Origin of the sequence: Noviherbaspirillum sedimenti, from assembly GCF_003590835.1 — a bacterium.
Lineage (GTDB): Bacteria > Pseudomonadota > Gammaproteobacteria > Burkholderiales > Burkholderiaceae_D > Paucimonas > Paucimonas sedimenti.
Genome location: NZ_QYUQ01000002.1, coordinates 1197937 through 1215398, shown reverse-complemented (window position 1 = coordinate 1215398; position 17462 = coordinate 1197937). Strand labels below are relative to the sequence as shown.

The 17462-nt window shown below is 62.7% G+C and carries 16 protein-coding genes; 9 read left to right on the top strand and 7 right to left on the bottom strand.

The window, feature by feature from the left end; genetic code table 11:
• Window positions 1-5 precede the first annotated feature (5 nt).
• Complete coding sequence (gene pbpC / locus D3878_RS05665; protein ID WP_233556241.1) at window positions 6-2351, top strand: penicillin-binding protein 1C; 2346 nt, start codon at window positions 6-8, stop codon at window positions 2349-2351.
• Window positions 2352-2354: 3 nt separating this feature from the next.
• Here the strand turns inward: pbpC and D3878_RS05660 are convergent, their stop codons facing one another.
• The 4 genes from D3878_RS05660 to D3878_RS05645 form a co-directional block, all read right to left on the bottom strand.
• Complete coding sequence (locus tag D3878_RS05660) at window positions 2355-3209, bottom strand: DUF4123 domain-containing protein (protein ID WP_158592192.1); 855 nt, start codon at window positions 3207-3209, stop codon at window positions 2355-2357.
• A gap of 142 nt (window positions 3210-3351) precedes the next feature.
• The gene (locus D3878_RS05655; RefSeq protein ID WP_119787725.1) at window positions 3352-3774 is read right to left on the bottom strand and encodes a thioredoxin family protein; all 423 of its coding nucleotides are present in this window, start codon (window positions 3772-3774) and stop codon (window positions 3352-3354) included.
• Window positions 3775-3796: 22 nt separating this feature from the next.
• Complete coding sequence (locus D3878_RS05650) at window positions 3797-5119, bottom strand: response regulator (RefSeq protein WP_119784579.1); 1323 nt, start codon at window positions 5117-5119, stop codon at window positions 3797-3799.
• A 28-nt stretch (window positions 5120-5147) separates the two neighbouring features.
• A complete protein-coding gene (locus D3878_RS05645; protein WP_119784578.1) occupies window positions 5148-5837 on the bottom strand; it encodes a sensor histidine kinase in 690 nt (229 codons plus the stop codon).
• A 207-nt stretch (window positions 5838-6044) separates the two neighbouring features.
• Between D3878_RS05645 and tsaB the strand changes: the two genes are divergently transcribed.
• Genes tsaB through D3878_RS05625 form a run of 4 tightly spaced genes read left to right on the top strand, consistent with a single transcriptional unit; the run spans window position 6045 to window position 9166 of the window.
• The gene (gene tsaB / locus D3878_RS05640) at window positions 6045-6761 is read left to right on the top strand and encodes a tRNA (adenosine(37)-N6)-threonylcarbamoyltransferase complex dimerization subunit type 1 TsaB (RefSeq protein ID WP_119784577.1); all 717 of its coding nucleotides are present in this window, start codon (window positions 6045-6047) and stop codon (window positions 6759-6761) included.
• 20 nt (window positions 6762-6781) lie between these two features.
• Window positions 6782-7249 carry a ribosomal protein S18-alanine N-acetyltransferase gene (gene rimI / locus D3878_RS05635; protein ID WP_233556460.1) on the top strand — a complete coding sequence of 156 codons (468 nt, stop codon included), beginning with the start codon at window positions 6782-6784 and terminating at the stop codon, window positions 7247-7249.
• A gap of 5 nt (window positions 7250-7254) precedes the next feature.
• A complete protein-coding gene (locus D3878_RS05630; protein ID WP_420799493.1) occupies window positions 7255-8205 on the top strand; it encodes a uracil-DNA glycosylase in 951 nt (316 codons plus the stop codon).
• On the top strand, window positions 8180-9166 hold the full coding sequence (locus D3878_RS05625; protein ID WP_119784575.1) for a DUF1853 family protein: 987 nt from the start codon (window positions 8180-8182) through the stop codon (window positions 9164-9166). The genes D3878_RS05630 and D3878_RS05625 overlap by 26 nt, the downstream gene beginning before the upstream one ends.
• Here the strand turns inward: D3878_RS05625 and lplT are convergent.
• The gene (gene lplT / locus D3878_RS05620; protein WP_119784574.1) at window positions 9163-10425 is read right to left on the bottom strand and encodes a lysophospholipid transporter LplT; all 1263 of its coding nucleotides are present in this window, start codon (window positions 10423-10425) and stop codon (window positions 9163-9165) included. The genes D3878_RS05625 and lplT overlap by 4 nt on opposite strands.
• A 141-nt stretch (window positions 10426-10566) precedes the next feature.
• Here lplT and alr point away from each other — a divergent pair, with 141 nt between their 5' ends.
• Both alr and radA read left to right on the top strand, forming a co-directional pair.
• Window positions 10567-11649, top strand: a complete 1083-nt coding sequence (gene alr, locus D3878_RS05615; protein ID WP_119784573.1) for an alanine racemase — start codon at window positions 10567-10569, stop codon at window positions 11647-11649.
• Window positions 11650-11659: 10 nt separating this feature from the next.
• Window positions 11660-13036 (top strand): DNA repair protein RadA, encoded by a 1377-nt coding sequence (gene radA, locus D3878_RS05610; RefSeq protein WP_119784572.1) that lies wholly within the window; start codon window positions 11660-11662, stop codon window positions 13034-13036.
• Window positions 13037-13058: 22 nt separating this feature from the next.
• On the opposite strand, the gene D3878_RS05605 is transcribed toward radA, so the two are convergent.
• Entirely contained in the window at window positions 13059-14231 is a 1173-nt protein-coding gene (locus tag D3878_RS05605) for an MFS transporter (protein WP_119784571.1), read from the bottom strand.
• Between the two features lie 268 nt (window positions 14232-14499).
• Window positions 14500-15390: a LysR family transcriptional regulator gene (locus D3878_RS05600; protein ID WP_119784570.1), complete on the bottom strand. Its 891-nt coding sequence runs from the start codon at window positions 15388-15390 to the stop codon at window positions 14500-14502.
• A gap of 104 nt (window positions 15391-15494) precedes the next feature.
• Between D3878_RS05600 and D3878_RS05595 the strand changes: the two genes are divergently transcribed.
• Both D3878_RS05595 and D3878_RS05590 read left to right on the top strand, forming a co-directional pair.
• Window positions 15495-16565, top strand: a complete 1071-nt coding sequence (locus D3878_RS05595) for an alkene reductase (protein WP_119784569.1) — start codon at window positions 15495-15497, stop codon at window positions 16563-16565.
• An 11-nt stretch (window positions 16566-16576) separates the two neighbouring features.
• A complete protein-coding gene (locus D3878_RS05590; RefSeq protein ID WP_119784568.1) occupies window positions 16577-17404 on the top strand; it encodes a pirin family protein in 828 nt (275 codons plus the stop codon).
• The last annotated feature ends 58 nt before the right edge of the window (window positions 17405-17462 follow it).

Genomic DNA, 17462 nt, shown 5'->3' with positions numbered 1-17462 from the left:
GCAGCATGAACATGGCATGGCTGCCGCGTGTGGAGACGCTGCTGGTTCGGCGCAGGCGCTGCCTGATTGCCGCCGGCCTGCTGCTGGCGGTACTGACTGGCCTGCGCCTCTGGCCGCATCCTTCCTTGCGCGCCGCCGTGCCCGGTTCAACCGCGCTGTATGCGAGCGATGGCGAATTGCTGCGGCTGGCGCTGGCGTCGGATCAGCAATACCGCTTATGGGTGCCGCTCGCCGAGATCGAGCCGCGCCTGGTCGAGGCTGTGCTGCTGTATGAAGACCGCTGGTTTTACTGGCATGCCGGCGTTAATCCGCTGGCGCTGGCGCGCGCGAGCCTCGCCACCTACGGCCACGGCGCGCGCCAGGGCGCGTCCACCATTACCATGCAACTGGCGCGGCGCCTGTACCGCATCCGCAGCCAGACAGTCGGCGGCAAGTTGCGGCAATTGCTGGCGGCGCTCTGGCTGGAGGCGCGTTACAGCAAGCGCGAGATCCTCGAAGCCTATCTGAACCTGGCGCCCTACGGCGGTAACATCGAAGGCGTCGGTGCGGCCAGCCTGATCTATTTCCACAAGCGCGCCAGCCAGTTGACTCTGCCGGAGGTGTTGACGCTGGCCGTGATTCCGCAGAATCCGCGCAAGCGCGGCGGCATGTCGCCGCCCCGGAACCAGCCGGCAGCACTGGCAACGGCGCGCGAACGTCTGTGGCTGCGCTGGTTGAAACAACACAGGGAAGCGGCGAAATATCAGGCGGAAATCCAGGCGCCGATCAAGTTGAAAGCGACTGCCAGCCTGCCATTTCGCGCGCCGCACATGACCGATGTGCTATTGCGGATGAATAAGGATGGTGAGCTGTGGTCGACGCTCGACCTGCGCAAGCAGACCACGCTTGAGCGTATCCTGACGCAGTTCGTCGATAACCAGCGCGGCCAGGGCGTCAGCAATGCCAGCGCCATCTTGCTCGATCGTGAAAGCGGCGAGGTGCGGGCGCTGGTCGGTTCGGCGGATTATTTCGATGGCGCTATCGACGGCCAGGTCAACGGCGCCCAGGCCCGCCGCTCGCCGGGATCGACCCTGAAACCTTTCATCTATGGGCTGGCGCTCGACCAGGGTTTGCTGCATCCCTTGACAGTGCTGAAGGATGCGCCGACTGCTTTTGGTCCGTTCAGCCCGGAGAATTTCGACGGCAGGTTCGTCGGCCCCATTACCGCACAGGATGCCCTGGTGCGCAGCCGCAATGTGCCGGCAGTTGCGATTGCCTCCAGATTGAAACAACCGAACCTGTATGCATTCCTGAAAAGCGCAGGAATCTCCGGCATGGCGTCGGAAAAACACTATGGCCTGGCACTGGCGCTGGGCGGCGGCGAAGTGACGATGGAAGAGCTGGCGCGGCTGTATCTGATGCTGGGCAATCGCGGGGAGATGCTGCCGCTGCGCTACGAGCGTCTGCCGCTTGGGGTTAAGCCGGCAGCAGAAACAAAGCGCATGCTGTCCGAGGAAGCGGCGTTCATCACCTTGCAAATGCTGAAGACGAATGCGCGGCCGGATACGGGGGCGTCCGCGGTGCCGCCGGTTGCATGGAAAACCGGCACATCCTGGGGTTTTCGCGATGCCTGGACAGCCGGGGTGCTGGGGCAGCACGTGCTGATCGTCTGGGTCGGCAACTTCGATGGCAGCAGCAATGCGGCGTTTATCGGCATCCGTACCGCCGCGCCGCTGTTCTTCAAGATCGTCGACAGTCTGCGCGCTCAGAAGCTCGACGGCCACGAGGCCGAACGCCTATTGCCGCCGAACGTGACGCGGGTCGAGGTATGTACCGCCAGCGGCGACTTGCCCAACGAGGCATGCAGGGACAGGTCATCGACCTGGTTCATTCCCGGCAAGTCGCCGATCCGCATCAGCCGCCTGCATCGCGAAGTAAAGATCGATAGCCGCACCGGCAGTCCCACCTGCGAGAGCGGGCCGCATGTCAGAATCGAAATCCATGAATTCTGGCCGAGCGACATGCAAGGCCTGTTCCGCGAAGCCGGCATGCCGCGCCGGCAACCGCCTGCCATGCCGGATTGCCTGCAGGCCGATCGTACGCAGGAGGATGCACCTGTCATCACGTCACCCAACCGCGGCGCGACCTATACGATGCAATTGTCGAAGATGACGCCGATCGCCTTGCGCGCCAGCGCGGCGGCGAGCGGACAGACCCTGTACTGGTTTGCCAATGGCGGCCTGGTCGGCAAAAGTCGCGCAAGCGAGGGCCTGGGCTGGCTGCCGAACGCGCCAGGGCGATACCAGTTGCGCGTCATCGACCAGCAGGGGCGGGCCGATGTGCGCGAAGTTGCGGTGGAATTTATTCCCTGAAGTTCAGGCGTTTTGCAGGGCAGCGTAGCCGCCCGCGCTGCGCGCGGCGGCGCCGGTAAATTTCTGCAAGACTTGCGCTACCGGCAGCAGCTTGTCGAAATTGCAGCCGATGCCCAGCGCCAGCGAACAGAACAGCGCGATTTCCTGGATCGAGACGATGCCGTACTGGCTGCTTGCCTTTTTCACCTGGTCGGCAATGAAGGCATAGCGCTGTGCGGGCGGCATGGCGGCCAGGTCGGCGTTGCCATTCTGCTCGAGGTATTCCAGGACGATATCCGGCAGCGTGGCTTCCAGCAGCGATCGTTCCTGCGTTGCGCTCAGTTGCAGCGTCTGGCCCGCAGGTGCGTGCGCTTGCGAATGGCCGAACAGGGTGCATGGCAAGCTATCGCGGTCGAGGTAGGTCCAGGAATTGATCGGGCCGAGCGCATGCACTTCCTGGTGCGCATCGAGCATCTGGTACCAGGCCGGCAGGATGCGCGTATCGTAAAAGCGCATGTCATAGCTGACGCCGTCTTCGGCCGTGATTCGCGCCAGGCTGCGCAGATGGTCGCGCATGGCTGTCAATCCCAGCGAGGACTCGATCCAGCTCAGGCAATGCAAACCCTTGGTGTGTTCCAGAAACCAGGCAAGTGTCATGGTCTGGTCACTGGTGGCATGCAGCAGCACCGGGCCGGACTCGCTGGCACAGTCGGCATCGGCCAGGCTGACCCAGGGCAGGCGGCGGAAGCGGTATTGCAGAATGCGCCAGATACCCGGATATTGCGCGCCGTCGATCAGCAGGAATACGCTGCTGGCGCCTGCCTGCCCGGGGATATTCCAGGAAGTAGCCGCATCGCCGGCGGAGTGGATAAAGGCCATTTCGTCTCTCTGGATTATTATTTTATTATCAATGGCAAAAAGATAATCCATGATTGGCTAATTTGCAACTAAATTTGCGGTAACAATTGTAAGTTGTGGTTTGGCATTGCGGGATTCTGGTTACAAGCCGGTTTTTGCCAGCTTAATTGTCGCGCAGGCGCTGGCGCAGATTGCACGCTTCCTGCCAGGCTTGACGGTCATTATTGCCTGCCGTTGCGGCTTGCAGTTCCGCCGTGGATTGTTGCGCATAGGCGGATAACAGGCGTCTGGCGATGCCAATATCGGGCTGGATCGCGCCGAAGAAGGCGACCTGGTCGCCGCGCTGCAGCAGCAGGGTGGGGAAATTTTCAATATCAAGGTCGCCCACCAGGTCGGCCTGGTCTTCGACATCGATCCACAGGAAACACTTGTCGGGATGTTGCGCGGCGAATTCGTCGAAGCCGGTGCGGTAAGCCTTGCAGACGTCGCACCAGGCGGCGCATAGACAGGCGACGATCCAGGTATCGTCGCCAAGCAAATCCCGTATCTGGGGTCGGTTATCTTGTTCCAGGGTAAGTGCAGTCATGCGCGTATTGTAGGTGTTTCCGTCAGTTGCGTGCGGCAATGCGTCCGCCATTGCTGCCGGCGCCAAGCGTTTGCAGGGCGGCAAGTAGCTCCTCTGAATGGCCGTGGCGTGGCGCCAGTTTTTCCGCCCGCGCCAGCACGGCACGGACTTCTTCGGCGGAAACTGGGTTATAGCCATTGGTTTCCATATACCGGAGCAAGGCTTGCGCGCGCTGATGCAAGGCCTGGACCTTGGGGTCAGTCGCCGGCGTGGGAGGCGTTTTTTCCTGGACGGCCGGGGCGTGGGCCTGGCTTTTGCCGATCTGCGCCGGCAAGTCGACCTGCGCGTCAGGGAAGCGCTGCCTGGCCGTCGCCAGCAATGCCACGGCCGCGTCTGCTCGCCCGCTATTCTCATATAGTCGCGCCAGACCCAGATAGGCGTGGGGCGAGTTCAGGATGGAATATTCGCCGACCGCGATGCTGGTCTGGTAGGCCTGTTCAGCAACGTCCAATTTGCCGAGCTGCAGGGCAAGGTCGCCGAGGTTTTTCTGCCGCATGACGGCATACGGCGACAGCCGCGCCGCGTGTTCCAGTACCGCCAGCGCCGCAGCGGTTTCGCCCAGCGATTGCAGGGTTTGCGCCAGCTGGTCGTAGGCATCCAGAAAAGACGGGTGTTCGCGGACGATTTTCAGCAGCCGCTGTTTGGCGTCGGCATGACGGCCTTCGAGGCAGTCGAGCCGCGCCAGGCCAGCCTTGGCCCAGACCTGTTCGCGCTGCGCCAGCGCCTGTTCATACGCCTGCCGCGCCGCCTGGTGCAAGCCGGCCTTGAGCAGCAGGCCGGCTTTCATGCGCAGCAGATCCATGGCATGGACCGGCGTACTGGCCAGGCCCTGGTCGCACAAGGCTGCCGCCCGCCGGTAATCGCGCGCGGCATAGGCGCGGTCGATGGCGGTGAAGGCCTGCTTGCGGTCCCAGGCACGGTTCAGGCGTGCCAGCAGCAGCGAATCGGTCAGCGGCTTGAGGATGTAACCGTCGGGCGCCATTTCGGCCGCGCCCATCACGGTTTCGACGGCTTTTTCCGAACTGACCATGAGCCAGATGCAGGTCAGGCCGAGCAGTTCGCGATGCCGGGCTTCTTCCAGGATTTGCTGGCCATTCGGGCCTTCGGAAAAATTGTAGTCGCACAGGACCACGTCGTAAGGCTTTTCGCGCAGCAGGGCGATGGCATCGGCGCCATTCTTGACGGTGTCGATCGCCACCGCGCCGAGCTTGCGCAGCATGTCGCGCAGCATGCGGTGGACGATGGAAAAATCATCGATCACCAGATAAGTCTTGCGCGACCAGTCGGGATGTGCGGGATGATTCATGTCAGGCAGCCGGATTCAGGGCAGTTAATCACGGAAGTTCCAGGATGAAGCAGCCGCCGCCGAGGGCGCCGCCGTTTTCCAGGCGCAGCGTGCCTTGCCGCTCGCGATGGCGGTGCAGGCTGGCGACTTCGCGCGCGAAATACAGGCCCAGGCCGGTGCTGCCGCTACCGAAGTTGACGCCCTGGCATGCTGCGGGCGCCGCGAGCAGCGCTTCCGGATAGCCCGGGCCATTGTCTTCCACACGGACTTCCAGGCGGCCGTCGTGCAGGGTGAACGCCAGCCGGATCTTGTCATGGGTGTAGCGGATGGCATTGTTGATCGCATGGTTGAGCACGCCGCCAATCAGGTCTTCATCGAAATGCCAGATCAGGCCGGGCGGATTGTCGACATACAGGGTGATGCCGCGGGAATCGAGCAGGGTGCGGTTCATCGACTCCAGCTCCAGCGCGCACTGGTCGATGGCACAGGCCTGCGGGTCGAAGGGGTACAGGCGTTCCCCCAGCTTGTACAAGGTCAGCAGCTGGGTCAGGTTGCCATTGACGCGCCGCACTTCAAACAGCATGTGCGCCATTTCCTGGTAGGCGGCGAAGGCTTGCGGATCGAGTTCGCCCAGCAGCTTTTCCAGCGAAGCCGACAACATGCCGACCGAATTCTTCATGTCGTGCACGGAAGATGCCAGAAAGAGGGAAAGTACCGGTTCCTGCGGTGGGTGGTCCATATTCGCCGTTATTTGGTGTCGCTTATGGGGTGTCGCTTATTGGGTGTCGCTTGCGCCCGGGATGGCTGCGCTGGTTATGCTTATTTGTGTTCTTGTTCGCAGCCGCTGCCGCAGTTGACATGTTAACAGACTTCCTGCCGGCAGCAACAGCGTGGAAAGCGTTCGCGCCGCAGCGCCATCGCTGCGCGGGCGCGGTAAAATACCGGCATGCCTACCATCCTTGCCATTGAAACATCCGCCGAGCGCGCCTCGGCTGCCCTGTTGTTGGGTGACCAGCTATTCACCCAGGAAGCCGACGGGGGCAAGACCCATTCGGCCGCGATTTTGCCGCTGGTGCAACGCCTGCTCGGGCAGGCCGGCATCCGCCTGGAACAATGCGAGGCGCTGGCGTTCGGCAGCGGCCCGGGTTCGTTTACCGGCGTGCGCACGGCGGCCGGCGTGGTGCAGGGCCTGGCTTTTGGCAGCCGGCGTCCGGTGATTCCGGTCGTGACCTTGCTGGCAATGGCGCAGGCTTGCCGCAGCCGTAGCGGCGCTGCCGACGTGCTCGCGATTCTCGACGCCCGCATGGGCGAAGTGTACTGGGCGCAGTATCGCTATGAAGATCGCGACGGCGACGACAGCGGCGGCTGGCGGGAAGTGGTGGCGCCGACGCTGTCCGCGCCGGCAGCGGTGGCGCCGCGAGGCACGGCCGTGGCATGCGGCAACGGCTTGCAGGCGTATGCCGATGCCTTCGCCGGCGCCGCCTTCGCCGCCGGCGCCTTGCCCGACGTGATGCCGCATGCGTTGCAGATCGCGCAACTGGCGCGCCTGGCGTTCGCCCGCGGCGAAACGCTGGCGGCGCAGGATGCGCAACCACTGTACCTGCGCAACAAGGTCGCACTGACCACCAGCGAGCGCCTGGCCAAGGCGGGAGCGGCGGCGTGAACCTGACGTGGCCAGCCGGGATGCAGCCCGAAAATCCCGACATGCTGATACTGGAGCCCATGCAGGACGCCGATATCGAACAAGTGTTGGCGATCGAGAACAGCGTCTATCCGCATCCCTGGAGCCGCGGCAATTTTCTCGATTCGCTCGCCAGCGGCTATGAAGCCTGGGTGGTGCGGGAGCCGACGTTCAAACTGGCCGGCTATTTCCTGGCGATGCCGGTGGTTGACGAAATGCATCTGTTGAATATCAGCGTGCGTGCCGACCTGCAGGGGCAGGGGCTGGGGCGCAGGCTGCTGGACCGGGTTGGCGCGCTGGCGCGCGGGCAGGGCATGACCTCGATCCTGCTGGAAGTGCGCCCCTCCAACCAGCGCGCGCTGGCGGTATATGAGCGTTACGGCTATGTGCGCATTGGCTTGCGCAAAGCATACTATCCCGCCACCGGCGGCGCCCGCGAAGATGCGATTGTGATGAGGTTGTGCCTATGACATCCATGGATCCCCGGCGTGCGCGCTTTTTGCAGGAAATCGGCGTGGGGCCCTTGTGGCGGCTGCGCGAGCGGCAGCCAGCAGATCTGGCGCCGGCAACGGCGGCCGCCGCGGTTGCAGCGCCAGTGAGCTTGCCAGTGGCGGCCGAAATTGCGGCGCAAGTTGCTGCGCCATTTGCCGATGCGGCTGCGGCAAGGCCGACGCCGGCGTTTGCCGCAGTTGTCCCGGCTACTGCGGCTATCCCAACTGCCCCGGCTGCACCGTCATCCCGCTCCGACAGCCCGGCAGCGTGGGACGAAGCGGTACCGGACTGGGTGCTTGAAGATGCGCCGGATGTGTTGTCCGCATCACCAGCGGACGAGGGCATCGACCGCATGGATTGGGAAAGCTTGCAATCCACCGTTGCCGCCTGCACTAAATGCCGCCTGTGCGAAGGCCGCACGCGCACCGTGTTTGGCAGCGGCGATCGCCAGGCAAAGTGGCTCTTTGTCGGCGAAGGGCCGGGTTACAACGAGGATCTGCAGGGCGAGCCCTTCGTCGGTCCCGCCGGCAAGCTGCTCGACAACATGCTGGCGGCGATGGGCCTGCGGCGCGGCGACAATGCCTATATCGCCAATGCTGTCAAATGCCGCCCGACCGGCGAGAATGGCCGCGACCGGCCGCCGACGCCGGCAGAGATCGCGGCGTGCCTGCCTCACCTGGAACGCCAGATTGCCCTGATCCAGCCCAGCGTTATCGTCGCGCTCGGCAAGAGCGCCGCGCTGGCGTTGCTGCAGGCAGCTGCCGACACGCCGGTGGCAAAGTTGCGCGGTCAAGTGCATCGCCACGCCGGCGTGCCGCTGGTGGTGACCTACCATCCTGCTTACCTGCTGCGCGCACCCGAAGAAAAGGGCAAGGCCTGGCGCGACCTCTGCCTTGCCATGGCCACCCATGCCGATACTGCAAGCACGCGCTGAAGCGCCGGCACAGTCCTGCCAGCAGCGCTTCCATCTGCGCTGGGGCCACTTGCGCGATCCACATGTGCGCGCGCTCGCATGGCTGCTGGACTCGCCCGATCTGCTCGATCCGGCGGCGCCGCAGTGGCCCGGGCAGGTCGCCTCGATCGGTGCGCCGCTGCCACCGGCAACGCTGCAATGGCTGGCGGCGCTCGACCTGGCGCCGCAGGCGCTGCATGAATACCTGGCAATCCAGCCATTCACCCGGCTCGGCCGCTATGCCGAACGCTTGATGGCGTTTTATTTCGCCGCGCAGGGCGTCCTGCGCGCGCACGGCGTGCAGGTGCGCACCGACAGCAACGAAACCATTGGCGAATTCGACTTCCTGCTGCAGCAGGGCGACGATTTGCTGCATTGGGAATTTGCCACCAAGTTCTACCTGCTGGAGCCCAGCGGGGCAGGGCAGGCTGCCGATTACTTTGTCGGCCCGAACCTGGCCGATACGCTCGGCGCAAAGATGCACAAGATTTTTTCGCGGCAGTTGATTTTGGCGCAACATCCGGCCGCGCAGCGCTATCTGCCGCAGCCGGTGGCGCGCGCGCAGGCCCTGCTCAAGGGCTGGCTGTTTTATCATCGGCATGACGAGGGCGCGGTGGCGTCGCCCGGCGTGGCTGCCGGCCACTGTCGCGGCTTCTGGTGCGCACTGGCGGAAGTCGAACAGCTCGATGTGCATCATGCGGTCATTTTGCCCAGGCTAAGCTGGCTGGCGCCGGCCCGGGTGGCGCCGCAACAGGCGCTGGACCGGCAAGCCCTGGACGCCGCGTTGGCGGAACATTTCGCCCATGACAGCATGCCGCTGCTGGTTGCCTTGCTGGAAATGACGCCGGATGCCGCGCTCGAAGTCGGACGCGGCTTCATCGTGCCCGATGACTGGCGTGAGCGCGCCGGCCAGCGGCGCCGACCGGGAGTTGGCGCCGCCTAATGCTTCGGTTCGCCGATCAGCGTCAGCGAATCGTGCTCGCGCTGGTTGGCCGCATGCCGGCGCATGATCAGCAACATGATGGCGGCGACGAAGCTGCCGAACAGGATGATGACGATATTCACGCTCAGGTCCAGCTTGATCATGACTGCATACAATATCAGCATGAAAAGCACCGACAGGTTTTCATTGAAGTTTTGCACGGCAATCGAATGGCCTGCGCTCATCAGCACATGGCCACGGTGCTGCAGCAGGGCATTCATCGGCACCACGAAATAACCGGCCAGAGCGCCTACCAGGATCAGTAGCGGGTAGGCGAGCCACAGCGAATTAACCAGCGTCATGGTCATCACCGTCACGCCCATCGCCACGCCCAGCGGCATGACGGAGAGCGATTTTTTCAGGGGCACGAAGCGGGCCGCCGCGATGGCGCCGGCGGCAATGCCGATCGCCACCACCCCTTGCATGGTTGCCGCTTTGGCCAGAGGCAGTTGCAGCGAATGTTCCGCCCATTTCAATACGATGAATTGCAGGGTCGCGCCGGCACCCCAGAACAGCGTGGTGACCGCCAGCGAGATTTGGCCCAGGCGGTCATTCCAGAGTGTTACACAGCAGCGGGCGAAGTCGGCGAACAGCTTGATCGGGTTGCGTTCCTGGTGCGGATAACGCGCCCCGGTGTCGGGAATGCGGAAATTGAAAAGGGATGCCAGCAGATAGCCCAGCATGATGACCATCAGCGCCGATTCCGCCAGCGTGTCGATGCCAGTGTTAATCAGCGGGATATTCAGATCGAGCAATTGGCCGGAGATTGCCGGATTGACCAGCGCGCCCCCCAATACCGTACCCAGGATGATCGAGGAAACCGTCAAGCCTTCGATCCAGCCATTGGCCGCCACGAGTTTTTCCGGCGGCAGCAGTTCGGTCAGGATGCCATACTTGGCCGGCGAATAGGCGGCGGCGCCGAGGCCGACCACGCCGTAAGCGACGAGGGGATGCACGTCGACAAACATGAGCGCACAGCCAACCACCTTGACCAGGTTGGTGATCAGCATGACACGGCCCTTGGGCAGGGCATCCGCAAAGGCGCCGACGAAAGCCGCCAGTACGACATAGGAAAGGACGAAAAACAGTTTCAGTAACGGAGTCATCCACTCCGGTGCATTCATGACTGTCAATACGGCAATGGCTACGATCAGGAGGGCATTGTCGGCGAGCGAAGAAAAAAACTGCGCCGCCATGATGGTGTAAAAGCCGCGATTCATCCGCATGTCTAAACTGGTGGATTGTTTCTATCCAGCGTTTATACCATGAAAAGCCGCCCCGACAGCGATCTGATCCACACCGGATTCCTTTCCAGTCCGGTAAAATGGGAGTGATTCCGCTGTTATAGATTAATCGTATTCATGCCACGTCCGCTGCTTGCCACTATCGATATTTCCGCGTTAAGACATAACCTGGCAGTGGCCAGGCGATGCGCGCCGCAGTCGAAAATCTGGGCGGTGGTCAAGGCCAATGCCTACGGCCATGGACTGGCGCGCGGCATGCGCGGCTTTGCCGACGCTGACGGACTGGCCCTGATCGAAGTCGAGGGCGCGGTGCAATTGCGCGAGCTGGGTTGGCAAAAGCCCATCCTGTTGCTGGAAGGCGTGTTCGAGTTGGCGGACATGCAAGTGGTGGCGCAGCACCAGCTGGATATCGCCATCCACTGCGATGAACAGATTCGCATGCTCGAACAGGCTGGCCTGCCGGGTCCCGTCGATGTGCACCTGAAACTCAACAGCGGCATGAACCGGCTCGGCTTCCGGCCGGAGGCTTTTCGCGATGCCTATGCCAGGTTGCGCGCCATTGCCGCCGTGCGCCAGATCGGCATGATCACGCATTTTGCCAACGCCGAGGAGGCTGGCAATCCCGGCATGCCGCTGGCCGAACAGCTGGCGCGTTTTCAGCGTGCGACTGAAGGCCTGGTTGGGCCGCGCAGCCTGTCGAATTCCGCCGGCATCCTGCTGCATCCGCAAGTGCAGGGACAGGCTGACTGGATCCGCCCCGGCATCATGCTGTACGGCGCCACTCCGGGCGCGCGCAGCGCCCAGGGCTTCGACCTGCAGCCGGCGATGCACCTGACCAGCCGGATCATCGGCATGCAGCACATCGAGGCGGGTGAAACCGTCGGCTACGGCAGCCGCTTCGCCGCCACCGGGCCGATGACGGTCGGCGTGGTCGCCTGCGGTTATGCCGACGGCTACCCGCGCCATGCGCCCAGCGGCACGCCGGTGCTGGTCGATGGCGTGCGCACCAGGCTGCTTGGCACCGTGTCGATGGACATGCTCAGCGTCGACCTGACGGATGTGCCGGGCGCCGGCATCGGCAGCGCCGTCACCCTGTGGGGTGCAGGCTTGCCGATCGACGAAGTGGCGAACGCCGCCGGCACGGTCGGCTATGAGCTGATGTGCGCACTGGCGCCACGGGTGCGCGTCGTAGAAAACTGAAAAGGCGTCAATGGCCAAAGCCAAAACCAATTACACCTGCACCGAATGCGGCGGCGTCTCGGCCAAATGGGCGGGCCAGTGCCCGGCCTGCGGCCAGTGGAACACCCTGGTGGAAACCCTGGTCGAAACCGGCGGCGGCAACCGCTATTCGGCGCCGCAGCAGGGACTGGCGCAAGCCACTCCGGTGCTGAGTCTGGCGGATATCGAGGCGATCGACGTGCCGCGTTTCTCCACCGGCATCGAGGAATTCGACCGGGTGCTGGGCGGCGGCCTGGTGGCCGGCGGCGTGGTGCTGATCGGCGGCGACCCCGGCATCGGCAAGTCGACCCTGCTGCTGCAGGCGCTGGCCAACCTCTCCCGCAACCGCAAAGCCCTGTACGTCAGCGGCGAGGAATCCGGCGCGCAGATCGCCCTGCGGGCGAAACGCCTGGCGGTCGACGCGCAGGATTTGAAGTTGCAGGCGGAAATCCAGCTGGAAAAGATCCTTGCCACGCTGGCCGAACAAAAGCCGCAGGTGGCGGTGATCGATTCGATCCAGACCCTGTATTCGGACGCCCTGACCTCGGCGCCGGGTTCGGTTGCGCAGGTGCGCGAATGCGCGGCGCAACTGACGCGCTTTGCCAAGCAGACCGGCGTCACCATCATCCTGGTCGGCCATGTCACCAAGGAAGGCGCGCTGGCCGGTCCGCGCGTGCTGGAACACATCGTCGACACCGTGCTGTATTTCGAGGGCGACACGCATTCCAGTTTCCGCCTGGTGCGCGCCTTCAAGAACCGCTTCGGCGCGGTCAACGAACTGGGCGTGTTCGCCATGACGGAGAAGGGCCTGAAGGGCGTTTCCAACCCGTCGGCGCTGTTCCTGTCGCAGCATGACAGCCAGGTCGCGGGTTCCTGCGTGATGGTGACCCAGGAAGGCACGCGGCCGCTGCTGGTGGAAATCCAGGCGCTGGTCGATACTTCGCACGTGCCCAATGCGCGGCGGCTGTCGGTCGGCCTGGAGCAGAACCGCCTGGCGATGCTGCTGGCGGTCTTGCACCGGCATGCCGGCGTGGCTGCCTTCGACCAGGATGTCTTCATCAATGCGGTAGGCGGCGTCAAGATCACCGAGCCGGCCGCCGATCTCGCGGTCATGCTGGCGATTCAATCGTCGATGCGCAACAAGCCGCTGCCGCGCGGCCTCGCGGTGTTCGGCGAAGTCGGCCTGGCCGGCGAGATCCGGCCGGCACCGCGCGGCCAGGAACGCCTGCGCGAAGCCGCCAAGCTGGGATTTTCGATTGCCATGATCCCCAAGGCCAATGCGCCGAAACAGAAGATCGAGGGCTTGACCATCATCGGCGTCGAGCGCATCGACGAGGCGCTCGACAAGATCCGCAATACCGAGTTGTAGGGCCGACGTGCAGAGGCCTGTGTCAGCCTTGCGGGTTGGCCAGTTTGGGCGTGCGCCAGGTCAGCACTGCCAATACGCTGGCAAGTGCCGCCATACAAATGCAAAACACCACCAGCGCCTGCGCCAGGCCAATGTGGTCGGACAACCAGCCTACGCCCAGGATCGGCACGATGGTGCCACAGTAACCGATCATCAGGTAGGTTGATATCAGGCCAGCACGGTTGGCGGGCGTGGAGACCTTGTTTACCACCATGATGCCAGCGAGGTTGCACAATCCGTGGCTCAGTGCGGTCGTCAGTACGCTCAACACAAACAGCAGGCCTGAGCCGATGAAGTTATTGATCAACAGCAGCAGGTTACACAGCACCAGCGCGGCAAGGCCCACCACCATTGCCGTCTTGGGATGCACGGGGCGGGCAAAGTATTGGGCGGCAGCCGACAAAAACAGGATCACGCCAATCGACAGGCCCGAGACGGCCGGCCCGTGCCACGGCACCATGCGGTCCATGAAGCTCGGCGCCAGCGACGCGTAGAGGCTGAAGATGCCGAAGGCGCAAAAGGCGCCCATGCTGCCAAGGGCAAAGTGACGCGCAAAGCGCGGTTCAGGCAGCGTCACTTTGGGTAGCCATTCGCGCAGACGCAGCGGCACTGCTTGCCGCGCGGCTGGCGCCTGCAGGTGGGCAGGCAGGGTCATTTTCCACAATGCCCAGATGGCCACTATCCCCAGCAGTAGCGATGGCACATAGGCCGTCACCAATGGCGCCGGCGCCCACTGCGCGACTAATCCGCCCACCACCGGCCCCAGCCCGAAACCGAAGGCCATCATCAGGCTCGTGGTGGCCGAGGCGCGCTGCATGTCGCCTTGATTGCCCATCTGCGTCAGCCCCAGTGAGGCCGAGGTCGTGATCAGCCCAGACGCCACGCCGATGACCACGCGACCCACGATCAGCGAAGGGACATCCCAGGCGCAAGCCGAAATCAATACCCCAAAAGTGACAATGACCAGGCCGGCGCGCAGCACGGGCAGGAAGCCATAACGGTCATTGAGGCGCGCCAGCAGCAACAGGCTTGCCAGCGCGGCGACCATATAAGCTACAAAAACGAGGGTAATGTGGCTAGGCTGCAAACCCCAGGCTTGCTGGTACAGTGGATACAAAGGACTTGCAAGGGCGGTGCCCATGACACCCACGCACATGCAAAAACACAACCAAAGATAGGGTGATGGTTTGATAGGCACAAGAAGGAAGGCGGGAAGCGGGAAGGTTGTTTGAGTCTTTCGCCCTGATTGACTTTGCTATTTGCAAGTGCTACTGGCCGGGCGTGCGAGCTTGTTGCATTGTAATCCAACTTCTCCATGAGCACGCTGGCCATCCGCCGGCCTGCGGAGTACATTCGCCGTTGCCGCGATTCTGATCTTCTCCGCGCTCGTCATCGTGTCTATAGGCGATTAGTCGTAGAAACTTTCATGCGAGCGTATGGGCGCTGAGTCGTTCTCGCAGAAACTCAATGAAACGCTGTGTCTTCGCCGGTAACAGGCGCGTTTCGGTCATCGCGTAGACGGGGGTTGCCGGCCCCGCCCACTCTGGAAGAATTCGACGTAAGCGCCCCAGAGCCACGTCTTCAGCGACGATTTCAGCAGGCAGGAGGGCGATTCCTTGATCAAGCGTCGCCAGTCGCCGGATCAAGCCAATGCTATTGAGTTGAAACCGGCCGCCGACTGTCACCTCAACCGACTCAGCGGCATTGTGCAACCTCCATGTACTGATCTTACCGCTACGGAATCCCAGGCACTCGTGCTGCGCCAAATCGGCAGGATGGGACGGTTCGCCAAATTGCTCGAGATAGGGCGGCGAGGCGTAGAGAGAACACGCCAGGTTGGCTAACTGCCGTGCAATCAGATTCGAGTCCGGAGGGTTGCCCATGCGAATGGCGACATCGAAGGGTTCAGCCACGAGGTCAACCAGGCGAGGCGTCAGGTCAAAATCGAAGCTGATGCCCGGATAGCGGCGAGCGAATTCGGTAATCAGCGGCGCCAGATAGATAGTCGCAAAATCCACCGGCAATGAGGCGCGCAATACGCCACTCGGCTGCGCCAACATCTCCCCCAGTTGTTCATGGGCGAGTCTCGCCTCATCGACAATGCGTTTGCAGCGCTCGAAATAGATCTGACCGGCCTCCGTCAACTCGATCTTGCGTGTTGTCCGGTGCAGCAGGCGCAGTCCAATAGCCTTTTCCAGGGCACTGATGCGACGCGATACCGTGGAGTTGGGTATCCCGACTGCCTCTGCTGCATGGCGGAAGCCCCGCGCCTTGACCACTTCGACGAACAAGGCCATGTCATTCAAAAACTCCATCCGCATTGCTCCATAGGTGGATCAATCATTCCCATTTTAGCTACTTTAACTCGAATTTTTTTGGGAATAAGATGCTTCCACACTAAACCACTGAGGATCGCACCATGAACCCACTCTTCACACCCGTTCAAATCGGTCGTCATACCTTGCCCAATCGCCTGGTCATGGCGCCGATGACCCGCTCACGTTCCGACGACAACGGCATCCCGAGCGACCTGGTTGCCGCCTATTACGTCCAACGCGCCAGCGCCGGTTTGATCATCACCGAAGGTGTCTTCCCGTCGGCCATGGGTAAGGGCTATGTGCGCACCCCGGGAATAGCGACCGATGCCCAGGTTGCTGCCTGGAAGAAAGTGACCGAGGCCGTCCATGCCAAGGGTGGCCGAATCTTCATGCAAGTGATGCACTGCGGTCGTATCTCGCATCCGTCGCTGCTGCCGAATGAAGCACAACCCGTCGCGCCTTCCGCGATCAAGCCGGCCGGTCAGACCTGGACAGCCAGTGGCTTGCAGGACTTTGTCACCCCCCGCGAACTCAGACTGGACGAGATTGCCGGTGTGATCGATGAATACCGTATAGCTACCCGCCGTGCCCTGGAGGCCGGCTTTGATGGTGTCGAGTTGCACACCGCTTCGGGCTATCTGCCTGAGCAGTTCCTGTCTTCCGGCAGCAACCAGCGCCAGGATCAATACGGTGGCTCTGCCGCCAATCGCGCCCGATTCGTGCTCGACGTTCTGGCAGCAATGGTCGCCGAGGCCGGTGGGGATCGCGTCGGGATCAAGATTTCCCCGGAAATGAACTTCAACGACATCGTCGATGACAATCCTCTGCAAACCTACACCTACCTGGTCGAGCAACTGCGTGACCTGAATCTGGCTTACCTGCATGTTGCGCTGTTCGGCGCCAAGGTCGATTACCATGCCCTGTTGCGCCCGCGCTTTAACGGCGCCTACCTGATGGGCGGCGGTCTCGACCAAACAGTTGCAGAGGCTGCCCTGGCCGATGGCCGGGCCGATGCGACGGTGTTCGGCGGTGCCTTCCTGGCCAATCCTGACCTGCCCGAACGCTTCCGCCAAGGTGCTCCACTCAACACACCGGACAAGAACACCTTCTATTCTCCGGGCGCACAAGGCTACACCGACTATCCGTCGCTGAGCGGAACGAGCGCTAACTGAGGAACGCTGTCATGAGCGATATCGCCCAGCTACATCGCATGAACATCGGCAGCGGCTTTCGCGCTTACTCCCTGCGGGGTGGCGAGATGGCCGCACCGATTGACCCCTTTCTCGGTGTCGATCATGCCTGGATGAGTGTGGCAAGCTTCCCGACACATCCTCATGCGGGTTTCTCCGCAGTGTCCTACGTCTTTCTCGATTCGGAAACCGGGATCAACAATCGGGATTCGCTGGATACTCGCAACCGCATCCAGCCCGGCGGCCTCCACTGGACGGCTGCCGGCCGGGGCGTGGTTCATGACGAGGTTCCCGCCGTTTCAGGCAAGACCGTGCATATGCTGCAAATCTTCGTGAATCTGGCGGTTGATCGGCAGGACGCTGAAGCTTTTGCATTAAGCCTTGAGCCGCAGGACGTGCCGGTCGTGCAGTTGCCTGGTGCTAAAGTCCGCGTACCGCTGGGGAGCTTTGGTGACGCACATTCTCCGCTGCATCCGCCGACGGAGGTTTGCCTGCTTGACATCTCTCTTGATCAGGGGGCCAGTCTGTCCGTGCCGGTTGCGGCCGGCCACAGTGCTTTCATCATGCCGATTTTCGGCACGCTGGAAATTGATGGACTATCCTTTGATGCCAACGAACCACGGTTGCCCGTGTTTCCGGCACAGACCACGCCTCGTGAAATAGCGCTACAGGTGAAGGACGGCAATGCCAAGGCTGTCGTGTTCTCTGGCATCCCGTTGCGTCAGCCGGTGCATTGGCAAGGGTCGTTGGCACTGGCGTCTGCCGAAGCGCTGGCTGCGCGCCTTGCCGCATACCAGCGCGGTGAATTCGGATCACTTTGAGTCCGCGCTGCAAGCTTGAGACCGGCAACCCCTCGGCACTGCCCAAAAACGCCACGAG